The sequence below is a fragment of the Bacteroidales bacterium genome (assembly GCA_031275285.1).
GTDB lineage: Bacteria > Bacteroidota > Bacteroidia > Bacteroidales > UBA4181 > JAIRLS01.
The window spans coordinates 1-11,712 of sequence record JAISOY010000070.1 but is presented as its reverse complement, the minus strand read 5'-3'; the positions used below and the strand labels follow the sequence as shown (position 1 = coordinate 11,712).

Here is an 11,712-nt window from a genome sequence, read left to right as displayed (position 1 = left end):
GGTATTTATATATTAAAAATTATATTGAAATCAGATGTGTAGCGTGTCAATACGAAAGGTACCAGCCCTTCTATGGTTCTTAGGGGTATTGCCCTGCCGGCTGTCAGAACAGGTCTGGTATAGAATCAGCTCTTCCCGTCCTTTTTCTGTGCACATGCCTGCAAGGAAAGTTATTATTACATTAATAAATTTTATTTCTTTCTGGCTTTGCCCTGCATGAAATTTCTCAGCCGCTACTTTGAGTTGTTCCATAAAGAAATCCAGGATCAGAGGCATATCGGTTCCCTCAAAAAACAATCCTTTCTCCATACAGCTGAAAAAATGCCTGATGTATTTGGCCCCGATAAGCGAAACATATTCATCAAATACTTTCAGTTTTGCTGTAGGGTACGATTCAAGATCACGAAAAAATGCAGGACAGTGACTTGTTACTTGTTCCAATGTGAGGGTATTGATAAGGATAATGGCTTCCAGAGGTGAAACCGCTTTTTCTTCGGCATCTTCAACAACTCTTATTCCTGTATCTACTGCTACACGGATATATTCAAATACCAGTTCTTCTTTATTCCGGAAATTCCCGTAAATCGTTTTTTTCGATATATTCAACCAGGATGCGATATTGTCCATACTGACGGCCTTTATCCCGTAAAGGTCGAAAAGCCGTCCCGCCTCTTCAATGATTCTATTGCGTACCATTTTCTATTTTTTTATTTGTAGCAAAAATATTGGCGGACACCGGAAACTCATTGGTTACAATCCGTGTAGTATTGGTTAATATTTTCAGGACAATATTTGCATACAACACAATAAAGTTCAGATTATCAAGTTACATGAAATAGTAGTGTTGATAAATTTATTTTTGCAATGGTTAAATTTCATAAAATCGGGATGGGACTGCTTGGCCGTAATGGTATGGAAGTCCATTCTTTCAATGGAGAGGTTGAAATAATCAAACTGGAAGGTAATAAACTCAATATAGATATTCCGGATATTTCTGCTCCAGGCCGTGTGAATGCCCTCACTATGGTTTTGACAATGGCTGGTAAAGCCAATCTTGAAATTGATGAAAAAAAATATACGCTGTTACCAAATACATTGATGGATTTAACAGGACTTCAGGTATTTCGCAATTTTATATTCTCAGATGATTATTTAGGGTATAATATAATGGTATCCAGTCGTTTCTATGATGAGATTTTTCGGGAAGAAAAGCATCTGACGCCCGAAGCTGCACTGAGAAAGAGCGCAAATCCTTTGGATAATATCAGGCAGGAGGATGCCGTCCTGTTGGTGGAGATAATAGAGAAAATTATATGGAATATAAGCCGCAACAGCCACATCTGGCACAGGCGCATGGTAATGAACGAAATCCGCTGCTTCTACATGGAAGCCGGGAATATCATAGTAAATAGCCTGGCATCTGCCGAAAAAGAACAAAATTTACATGACAATGATCTTTTATTTTTCAAATTCATACAACTACTGCAAGATAGCAACAACGAACGTAAGACTGTAGCATTTTATGCGGACAAACTTTGCCTGACACCCGATTATTTTGCCAAAATCATAAAAAATTATACGGGACGTAATGTTACTGACTGGATTAATGAGGCATTATTGCGACAGGCCAAGCTATATCTCCGGGATCCTGGAATGACCATTCAGCAGACTGCTGATATGCTCAACTTTTCAGATCAGTCGGCTTTCGGCAATTTTTTTAAAAAACAGACAGGAATGTCCCCCGCTCAATATCAAAAAAAACAGTAGTGTAAACAAACTGGTAGCTCCGTTTTTTAGGTATTTACAAACACCACCAAATCGTTACCTATTCCTGTTTAGTTAGCATTATACGATAGATTATTCAGCAACTTTCTTATTTTATATGATTTTGTACAAAAAAAATATATCTTTGCTTTGTCCAACTTGTATATACATCTTTTGTCATTCATTCAATAGACATCTGATTAATAGATAATTAAAAATCACTTAAATAATGAAAGAGGTTCAGGAGCTGATTGAGATATCTCAGTTTTACGGAAAAAACAGCGATTATGTCATTGCCGGCGGGGGCAATACTTCATTTAAAAACGAAAAATATTTGTGGGTAAAAGCGAGCGGCACCACCCTGGGAGAAATTACCGAATCCGGTTTTGCCGTTCTTGACCGGGAGAAGCTACAAAAAATTGCCGTTAAAAAGTACAGTGATCATTCCGATCATCGGGAGCAGGAAGTAAAAACCGACCTGTTCCGGGCCAGTGTCGAACCGGAAAAAATGCTACGTCCATCCGTGGAAACATCCATGCATGATATCATCCGCTACTCATTTGTTGTACATACCCACCCTACCCTGGTCAACGCACTTTTATGTTCGCAGCAGGCAGAAAGTAAAGCCAGGGAATTATTTGGTGATGAAGCATTGTATATTCCATATACCGATCCCGGATACGTGCTTTTCAAAAAAGTGGAAAGCGGATTATTGAAATACCGGGAAACACATGGTAATGATCCTCATATCATTTTATTGCAAAACCATGGAATTTTCGTATCAGCGGATTCCATTACAGAGATCAAAACCATCTATGATCAGGTAATAGAAAAAATCACCTCAAAGATTACCCGGAAACCGGGTATTCAATCATCATCCGTAGAAGACAAAGCGGCACAGATCATGCCAGCTATCCGCATGCTGCTTTCAACCGATCAGGTGAAAATAGCAACCATACGAAACAACACGCTTATTTCGGAATTCACCAAAGATGCCTCCTCTTTTTCAGAAGCTTCCGCACCGTTTACCCCAGATATTATCGTATATTGTAAAGCCCGTCCGGTATATGTGGAAAATACACAAACAGCGGATGAAGCTATTGCGGAGTTCAGTAAAAAACTGGATGAGTACCGAAAAGCCTATGGCTATGATCCCAAAATGATCCTGTTGAAAGATCTTGGACTGGTGGCTGTTGAAGATAATTACCGTTCGGTTAATATTGCCCTGGATGTATTTGAGGACCTGTTGAAAATCAGTTATTATTCCCATGATTTCGGAGGGCCGAAATTCCTGAACGATCGGGAAATTGCCTTTATCGACAACTGGGAAGTGGAAAATTACCGCCGCGCCATATCAAAAGGGCAGAATTCAGGCGGCAGTGTGGAAAATAAGGTCATTATTGTTACCGGTGGAGCACAAGGCTTCGGCGGAGGCATTGCGGAACAGATGATGGGACTGAATGCTCATGTAGTCATTGCCGACCTGAATGAAGCAGTCGGCAACCAGATGGCGGAAAAATTGAATGCTTCCGCAAAGAAAAACCGGGCCACATTCATCAAAACTGATGTTTCAAATGCATCTTCGGTAGAAAAACTGATAACGGAAACTGTGAAACAATTCGGCGGATTGGATGTGTTCATCAGCAATGCCGGCATTCTTCGTGCCGGAGGGCTGGACGAAATGACACCCGAGACCTTTGAATTGATGACCAAAGTAAATTATACAGGATATTTCCTTTGCGCCAAATATGCGTCTGAAATATTAAAGTTACAAGCCAAATATAAGCCCGGATACTTTACGGATATCATCCAGATTAACTCGAAATCAGGACTGAAAGGCAGTAATAAGAATTTTGCCTATGCCGGCGGTAAATTCGGCGGTATCGGACTTACACAGTCATTTGCCCTGGAATTGATGCCTTACGGGGTCAAAGTAAATTCGGTATGTCCCGGTAACTTCTTTGATGGACCATTATGGAGCGATCCGGAAAAAGGTTTGTTTGTCCAATACTTCCAGACAGGTAAAGTGCCCGGTGCAAAAACCATTGCGGATGTAAAGGCATTCTATGAGGCCCAGGTTCCTGCCAAACGGGGCTGTACGGTGGAAGATGTCATGAAAGCGGTAATTTACATCATCGGACAGGAGTATGAAACCGGTCAGGCGGTTCCCGTAACAGGTGGCCAGAATATGTTGAATTAACGAAAAAGTTAGAACGTAGGAAAGTTAGAAAGTTAAAAAGTAGACAAAACCGGAATTTTGAATTTTGAATCCCTAAAAACAATTATATTCGTATGAAAACAAAAGCAGTACGTCTGTACGGCAAAAACGATCTCCGGCTGGAAGAGTTCGAACTGCCGGTTATCAAAGACGATGAAATACTGGCAAAAGTAGTTTCCGACAGTATCTGCATGTCCAGTTATAAAGCAGTACAACAGGGCGCAGATCACAAACGTGTACCGGATAATATTGCAGAAAACCCTGTAATGATCGGTCACGAGTTTTGCGGTGAGATCATTGAAGTGGGCAAAAAGTGGAAGGATAAATTCCACAGCGGCATGAAATTTTCGATACAGCCCGCCTTAAACTACAAAGGAAGTCTGGATGCACCGGGGTATTCCTACCCATATATCGGTGGAAACGCCACTTATATCATTATCCCGAACGAGGTAATGGAGATGAATTGTTTGCTGGAATATACCGGAGATGCTTTTTTCCTGGGTTCACTAGCTGAACCGATGTCATGTGTCATTGGCGCTTTTCATGCCAGTTATCACACCCAAAACGGTGTATATGTCCATGAAATGGGGATCAAGAAAGGCGGAAATATGGCTATCCTCGCAGGTGTTGGCCCGATGGGGCTCGCAGCCATTAATTACATCATCCACAGTCCCCGGAGACCGGGTCTGGTAGTGGTAACCGATATCGATAATGCACGTCTGGAACGTGCGGCATCGCTTTATACGGTGGATGAAGCTGCCCGTAATGGGATAAAACTGGTATACCTCAATACTAAAGAAAGACCGGATGCCGAAGCATATATGAAAGAACTTACTGGCGGCAAAGGATTTGACGATGTATTGGTATTTGCACCTGTAAAACAGATAGTGGAACAGGCGGACCGCCTACTGGGCATGGACGGCTGCCTCAACTTCTTCGCCGGCCCGTCGGATACCGAGTTCAAAGCGGAACTGAATTTCTACAATGTCCATTATGCCTTCACACATATTGTGGGAACCAGCGGAGGAAATACCGACGATATGATCGAAGCGCTGGAAATGATGTCTGCCGGAACAGTCAACCCGGCCGCCATGATCACCCACATCGGCGGATTAAATGCCGTAATTGATACCACTAAAGAGCTGCCCCATATTCCAGGCGGGAAAAAACTGATATATACCCATCTTAACCTGGAATTAACTGCTTTAGACGAACTGGAAGAAAAAGGAAAAAATAATCCCATGTTTGCACGGTTGTCCAAGATGGTGAAAGCCAATAATGGTGTGTGGTCTGCAGATGCTGAGAAATACCTGCTGGATAATGCACCGGAAATATAATACCTGAAAGGATTACGGAGAATAGGTTCCGTAATCCTTTTTTCCCGATATTTATTTAATATAAGATACACCTCGGCAAAGTTTACGAACTAGTTCGACACTCTGCCCTCGCTTTTCACTATATTTGTAGAATATAGGATACGGTTCGGCAATTTTTTGAATGCAAGCTTTCTACAATTGCTCTCATCTTTCACTATATTTGCAGGAAATATATTTTAATATGACCGAACCTCTCTCCTGCCCTGCATTCAGGCATAGTATCCATATACAGATCCGTTTCAGTGATATTGACTTGCAAGGACATGTATCCAACACTGTTTACCAGACCTATTTTGATTTCGGAAAACTTAACTACTTCGATTTAGTACTGGGTGACATCGACTGGAATAAACAGGCCATTGTAGGTGCTTCTGTAAAAATCGATTACATCAAACCCGTTTTCCTGAAAACAAAGATCGCCGTAAAAACCAGGGTATCACATATCGGAAACAAAAGTATGACGGTAGAGCACTACATCATTAACTCAGACAACAATGAAACTATGGCTACCTGTACGACAGTGCTGGTATGTTTCGATCATGAAACCCAGCAAAGCATCCCCGTTCCTGAAGAATGGAGAAGAAATATCATTAATTATGAGGGCAACCAGGATTAAGCACTCAGTGCTATTTATTATTTTCTTAAGTCACATTGATCAAATGAATTACGTTCAGAAAATATAACATTGATTGTTTTATATTTCTTAAAAACGGGTTTTGTTAAATTATTATAGATAATTGATTACTTAACCTTAGAAACAGCAGGTTTAAGGAAGCGTGTCTGGTAATATTCACCTGGATATAGTTCAATCAGGAATCCCCAGCCGGTTTTGCATACCGACCAGATCCTTACTTATTGGGGGTCGTTCATTTTTTGGCATACAAATATTTGTTTTTCTGATCTGTTTTCAAATATTTCTTCTTTAAATCCACCGAATTTATGAGCAATTTTAAATCCATACATACTTAAATATGTATCTAATTCTTGTGGAAAAAACATCCGCATATCCAGATTTTGAATAGAATCAAATTTTCCATTTATAAAATAATGCCATTTTATACGGTTGATCTGGGTCGCATTTTCATAGCTCATTGCCTGTTTTACAACAACTTCTCTACCATCTTCGGTTGAATATTCAGCAATCAACCTCTCTTCTTTTTCTGCATGTACTATATAACGAATATCAGGATTAAAACAATCAAATATGAAATATCCATTATTTTTCAGATGTTTCTTTACACATATTAATACATTAAAAAAATCCCGGTTAGTATATAAATGATGGATTGAATTAAACGGAATAAAAATAATATCATAAACTTCCGGTAATTCAAAAGATCTCATGTCAGATTTAATAAACCTTACAGGAACATTCAATTCATTAGCTTTTCCTTTGGCTTGTTTCAACATAGATGTGCTATTATCAACACCTGTAATATGGTATCCTTCCTGTGCGAGAGGGATGGTAAGCCTACCTGTACCACAACATAATTCAAGAATGTTACCTTTCTTCCTTTTTTTGAGCCAATGTGAATAAAATGGTAAATCATTGATTCCTGTATTCATACCATCATAAATATTACCATCGTAAATTAGTTTTCCTACTTTATAATTTTTTTCCATTTTATACTTTTATTATAACCGTTTTTTGATATAAACTCTTGAAAATGGCATTATTAAATTAATATAGAAAATTAATATTATAATTATTCAAATACATAAAATCATTCACTTCTTTTCCTGATACAAAGGCACAGTCCTAAAAAAGTAAGTAATCCGTTCAACAATAAAAGTTCAAAGCCAAAGACATATCCGTTGAACCACTCAGCTGAATAAAGCTTCAACACATAGCAAATCAACGGGGCTGCAACGGCTACAAAAGGCACATAATGTTCGTTAACCTGCCATTTCGTGAACAATCCAAAACAAAATAATCCCAATAATGGTCCGTAAGAAAGTGCAGCAATATTAAATACCATTTTGATGAGGGAATCATCATGAAATGGCCGGAAAATAACAATAATACAAAAGAAAAGGACAGCACAGATGATATGTACTATTTTACGGGTCTTTACCTGATCTTTTTGTGGGATATCACGCTCTGTAAGTATACTTAGCACATAAAAGACAAATAAAAAAACAGCAGCAAACAGCAATAATGAACCTATCTTTTGCTGGACAGGATCATGCAGCACATCAAGAATAAGTAATACAGCCAGTAATAAACAAAAGGCCAATATCCCTATTACTGATTTCACCGGAAATTTTATTTTTCCTTCGGCACTTTTTTTCCGGTCAAATTCGAAAAAGTCAAAACAAATGGCCGTTGTTAGTGAGGTCAGGGTGCCATCGGCACTGGAATAGCCTGCGGCCAATAGTCCGATGACAAATAAGACGACCGTTATGGTCGATAAATCGAATGCTATGGCAGGGAATATACTGTCGGATTTTTCAGGAAGCGCAAATCCTGTGTGGGATGCATAATAAAGCAAGGCCGCTCCCAACGTAAGAAAAAGCAGGTTCACGAAAATCAATGAAAAACTAAGGGAAAATACGTTTTTCTGTGCTTCCTTCAGGTTCCGGCAACTGAGGTTTTTCTGCATCATGTCCTGGTCCAGCCCATTCATGGCAATAGTAAGAAATGCCCCGCTGACCAACTGTTTTAAAAAGAAATTATCCGACCGCCAATTAGTCTCTATCAGTTTGGTATAGCCTTCAGCAGATGCATTTTTTAACAGGGTAAATAAAGAAAGGTCTGTTTCCCTGAGTATAAAATAAATAGTAAAAATGGTGGCCAGTAACATAAAAGTAGTTTGTAACGTATCTGTCCAGATAATCGTACGTAAACCGCCTTTTAATGTATATAATAATATCAACGCTATAAACACTACAGCCGGCACCCAAAATGGAATTCCCCAGGAACGGAATACAAACTCATACAACACATAAACCACCAGATACATCCTCAGCGCCGAGCCCAGCATCCTGGAAACAATAAAGAAAAAAGAGCCTGTCCTATGACTCCAGAAGCCGAAACGTTTTTGCAGATAAGTATATATCGATGTCAGATCAAGCTTATAATATAAAGGCAAAAGCACCAATGCTATCACTATGTATCCGATCAGGTTTCCGATAACAACTCCAAAATAAGTGAATTGGGAAGTCTGGACATAACCGGGAACAGACATAAATGTAACGCCGGACAAAGAAGCTCCGATCATTCCGTATGCAACCACCGGCCAAGGCGCTTTCCTATTGGCCCGAAAATAAGTGTCATTGGTTGCATTCCTTGAAGTTATCCGGGTAACACCAAACAACATTGCAGAATACAATACAAAACAAACCAGTATAATAGCTGCCATAGACAATCAGTTATGAGTGAACGACAAAGATATTAAAAAGACACTGTTAAAAAAAGACACTGAAAAATCCTTCATCTAAAAATGAAAGAGGGTGTCTCACAACGTGATTTCACCCTCTCTTTATTCGGATACCTATCTGAGAACAAATCCGAATATTCAATTCTCAGAAACTTAATTTCTATTTTGAGACATCCTCTACTATATATCACCTTAACTTTTGGCGAATTGCATCGGTTTTACTTCACCAATGTTCCCCAGAAAGTGATCTCGGCAAGTAAAAGGCGTGGGGTTACAGAAGAGTTGAAATTCTCGAGGCTTCTGAACCGGATATACCTTACCGTGACAGAGGGATCAACTCCCGGGCCCGGCACGAATTCAAAATCCAGACCTGCAGTGGAAAGCGCTATATCTTCCGCCGTAGGAGCTTCCCAGGGATCTTTGATTCCATTGCCTGACGGCTGAACACATTCGAAGCTGCCCAACAGCGTCCAGGTGGCATCCATACTTCCATCAGGATTCGGATCCATGGATCCGTATATTTCAAAGAATCTCGGCATCCCTTTGTTCCATCGGTCGTCATTATCGGGGCGTGGCCACAGTTTCATCCGGCTCAATATTGCTTTTCGCCCCATATCCCACGTAAATGAACAGGGAACGCCGGTAACGCCATCCGAATGCATGAAATTGGTTGTGTTTCCGTCCCAAAAACGTGCCAGGGGATAACTGGTGTTTATCCCCATATCACCGGGTAACAAATACGGCACCCATGTATTTTTGGGGATCGGTATTACCGGGTCGATCATCATTTCGGTCATGGGCGCCTGAAATACATCTATTGCCATGGTGTCGGGCTTATGCACGGTACTGTACGACAATGGTTTGTTTAAATTGAAGTACGGGACGAGCGATTCCGTTTCCGAGGGGTCTACTTCCATGGTCTGGGTTGCACCGTTCGTATCCGTCCAGCTCAGGCTGATGCCGACTTCCGTTGCATCAGCCGTGCTCCAGTTCAGCGTAACATCCTGCCCGTCGTAATACGCGCTCTTCAGCAGGCGGTTTGGCAGCAGGCTCCGGTACGTATCGCCATATACCGTACCCATCACTTCCACCGGAATGGAAACATTCCCTTCGTCGTCGTAGGTACGGATATTGAACGAATAGGTGTTTTCAGCAATCGGGTCGATAATATGGCTAACCACATCCGCACCCGCAAGAACTGTCAACTCCACCGAATCGGTATAATTGTTCCAGAATATCCTTGCTTTCTGTATTCTGGGATCGGTGCCCCTGTTCCACGATATCTGGATGCGCTTATCACCGGCGTATGCAACCGGATTCAGCGCCGGCCCGGGATAAGTCAACCCGCTGGGCACTACATAATCCTCGTAAATATCCGTCTGATTATCGCATGAGGAGAATCCTAAAATGATCCCTATAAAGATGATATATACTGTATTCTTCATTTAAATGATTTTTATTGATTTAACTACTTTAATAATTCTCCCCAGAAACTCAATTCCAGGACATGGACTGTCGAAAATGAAGCATTAGCGTATGTGGTTATGGTTCTGAACCTGATATACCTGACCGGAGTATAAGGCTCCGGCGCAAAGTCGCTTACGACAAAGTCAAAATCGATACCTTCCTGGGCAAAAGAGATGTCTTCCTGGGTAATCTGCGTTCCGGTTCCGGAAGGCTTCAAAGACTCAAACCGTCCGAGTGGTATCCAACTGTTATCCAATGCTCCGCTGGGATTGGGCGATACGGAGCCCCATATTTCAAATATCTTTGCATGTCCTCTTGTCCATCTGTCATCGGTGTGGTTACGCGGCCAGTATTTTAAACGGCTCAATTTAACCGTCCTTCCCAGGTCCCATGTAAGGTTGTGCGGGAGTACCTGGGTTTCCAGGCCGTGAAAGCCATCCACATCATAATTCGAATCCCATATCCTTGTTATTGGGTAACCGGAATTCACCGGTGGGATATCGCCAGGCAAAGTGTAATCAACCCAGCTACTTTTGGGAATAAATTCCTCGAACCATGGTGTTACCACAGATGTTACAGTATCGGAATTATTATTCCACCTGTCGCGAATATACATTGCAAATTTGTGTTCCACGGAATCTAACCCGTCGACACCGCGGTAAGTGAAAGTTCCCTTCGGCAAGGCGGTGTAATAAGTGATCACTTCGGTCATATACCCCAAATTAGCGGTATCCGCCATCAATACAATCGCCAGGTTTGCCTTTTGCGGGTTTTCAATGTCGATGGCCACTCCCCCGAACGTATCCCTGAAGCGTTTGGTTGCCAGGTGAACGGGTGCCGTTGTGGGGTTGACCTGTACGGTCAGGGGATCCGATGTTTTTTCATTTTTTCCCACGCTGTACAGCCGTACATCATACGCCAGCGTGTCGCCAAATCCTTCCAAAACCAGAGAATCTTTGAAATACGACGATTTGGTTTCCTGCACCACTCCGGGTTTTATTTCGTATTCGGCACGCACATACAGCAAGTTTTTATCTACAGGCAGTGTATATCTCAGCATAGCGCCACCCGGCCTGTTATCTACGGTTACATTCGACACCTGGCCGGGCGCAGGCGCGCTGTCGTCTATAAAATCGATACGGCCTTCCTCCTTGCAGCCGACCCATACAACCGACATCAGGAAAATGATGATATTGATTATTCTGTTTTTCATAATATTCTAATTTTAACTTGTTTAGCTCGCAGGCTCAGTTCAATTTTTAATTATCCATTGAATTTACCATCCAATATTCTGTACCAGGTTCGGATTCACATCTATATCGCCGATTGCGATGGGCCAGAAATAATCGCGGACACCAAACTTTTGCTGAAGCAAAAGCTGCGGCCGATACATAAGCTTGTTGACTTCTTCCTCAGTACCGTCAATGGTGGATACCATCATATTCCAACCTTGCAGGGGAGTTTGGTACACAGCGGGAGCGTTTTTCCACCGGCGTACATCCCAGAA

At 41.5% G+C, this 11,712-nt stretch carries 10 protein-coding genes; 4 read left to right on the top strand and 6 right to left on the bottom strand.

The window, feature by feature from the left end:
• Positions 1-30 precede the first annotated feature (30 nt).
• Complete coding sequence (locus LBQ60_07025; GenBank protein ID MDR2037659.1) at positions 31-696, bottom strand: TetR/AcrR family transcriptional regulator; 666 nt, start codon at positions 694-696, stop codon at positions 31-33.
• A 168-nt stretch (positions 697-864) separates the two neighbouring features.
• Between LBQ60_07025 and LBQ60_07020 the strand changes: the two genes are divergently transcribed.
• From LBQ60_07020 to LBQ60_07005, 4 genes are all read left to right on the top strand, one after another.
• On the top strand, positions 865-1,767 hold the full coding sequence (locus LBQ60_07020) for an AraC family transcriptional regulator (GenBank protein MDR2037658.1): 903 nt from the start codon (positions 865-867) through the stop codon (positions 1,765-1,767).
• A 226-nt stretch (positions 1,768-1,993) separates the two neighbouring features.
• The gene (locus LBQ60_07015; GenBank protein MDR2037657.1) at positions 1,994-3,964 is read left to right on the top strand and encodes an SDR family NAD(P)-dependent oxidoreductase; all 1,971 of its coding nucleotides are present in this window, start codon (positions 1,994-1,996) and stop codon (positions 3,962-3,964) included.
• Between the two features lie 92 nt (positions 3,965-4,056).
• Positions 4,057-5,319 carry a zinc-binding dehydrogenase gene (locus LBQ60_07010; protein MDR2037656.1) on the top strand — a complete coding sequence of 421 codons (1,263 nt, stop codon included), beginning with the start codon at positions 4,057-4,059 and terminating at the stop codon, positions 5,317-5,319.
• A gap of 220 nt (positions 5,320-5,539) precedes the next feature.
• Positions 5,540-5,974 (top strand): acyl-CoA thioesterase, encoded by a 435-nt coding sequence (locus LBQ60_07005; protein MDR2037655.1) that lies wholly within the window; start codon positions 5,540-5,542, stop codon positions 5,972-5,974.
• Between the two features lie 236 nt (positions 5,975-6,210).
• Here LBQ60_07005 and LBQ60_07000 read toward each other — a convergent pair whose 3' ends face one another.
• The 5 genes from LBQ60_07000 to LBQ60_06980 all read right to left on the bottom strand — a co-directional run.
• Positions 6,211-6,981 carry a class I SAM-dependent methyltransferase gene (locus LBQ60_07000; GenBank protein MDR2037654.1) on the bottom strand — a complete coding sequence of 257 codons (771 nt, stop codon included), beginning with the start codon at positions 6,979-6,981 and terminating at the stop codon, positions 6,211-6,213.
• A 101-nt stretch (positions 6,982-7,082) separates the two neighbouring features.
• The gene (locus LBQ60_06995) at positions 7,083-8,720 is read right to left on the bottom strand and encodes a sodium:solute symporter (protein ID MDR2037653.1); all 1,638 of its coding nucleotides are present in this window, start codon (positions 8,718-8,720) and stop codon (positions 7,083-7,085) included.
• 236 nt (positions 8,721-8,956) lie between these two features.
• A complete protein-coding gene (locus LBQ60_06990) occupies positions 8,957-10,183 on the bottom strand; it encodes a hypothetical protein (protein ID MDR2037652.1) in 1,227 nt (408 codons plus the stop codon).
• Between the two features lie 23 nt (positions 10,184-10,206).
• Positions 10,207-11,418, bottom strand: a complete 1,212-nt coding sequence (locus LBQ60_06985) for a DUF4959 domain-containing protein (protein MDR2037651.1) — start codon at positions 11,416-11,418, stop codon at positions 10,207-10,209.
• 63 nt (positions 11,419-11,481) lie between these two features.
• The coding region (locus tag LBQ60_06980; GenBank protein MDR2037650.1) for a RagB/SusD family nutrient uptake outer membrane protein at positions 11,482-11,712 on the bottom strand (231 nt) is incomplete at its 5' end.

Excerpts from the sequence above, each read along its gene's own strand:
- LBQ60_06995 (MDR2037653.1), bottom strand. The coding sequence starts at position 8,720 with ATGGCAGCTATTATACTGGTTTGTTTTGTATTGTATTCTGCAATGTTG.
- LBQ60_06990 (MDR2037652.1), bottom strand. The coding sequence starts at position 10,183 with ATGAAGAATACAGTATATATCATCTTTATAGGGATCATTTTAGGATTC.
- LBQ60_07000 (MDR2037654.1), bottom strand. The coding sequence starts at position 6,981 with ATGGAAAAAAATTATAAAGTAGGAAAACTAATTTACGATGGTAATATT.
- LBQ60_06985 (MDR2037651.1), bottom strand. The coding sequence starts at position 11,418 with ATGAAAAACAGAATAATCAATATCATCATTTTCCTGATGTCGGTTGTA.
- LBQ60_07010 (MDR2037656.1), top strand. The coding sequence starts at position 4,057 with ATGAAAACAAAAGCAGTACGTCTGTACGGCAAAAACGATCTCCGGCTG.
- LBQ60_07005 (MDR2037655.1), top strand. The coding sequence starts at position 5,540 with ATGACCGAACCTCTCTCCTGCCCTGCATTCAGGCATAGTATCCATATA.
- LBQ60_07015 (MDR2037657.1), top strand. The coding sequence starts at position 1,994 with ATGAAAGAGGTTCAGGAGCTGATTGAGATATCTCAGTTTTACGGAAAA.
- LBQ60_07020 (MDR2037658.1), top strand. The coding sequence starts at position 865 with ATGGTTAAATTTCATAAAATCGGGATGGGACTGCTTGGCCGTAATGGT.
- LBQ60_07025 (MDR2037659.1), bottom strand. The coding sequence starts at position 696 with ATGGTACGCAATAGAATCATTGAAGAGGCGGGACGGCTTTTCGACCTT.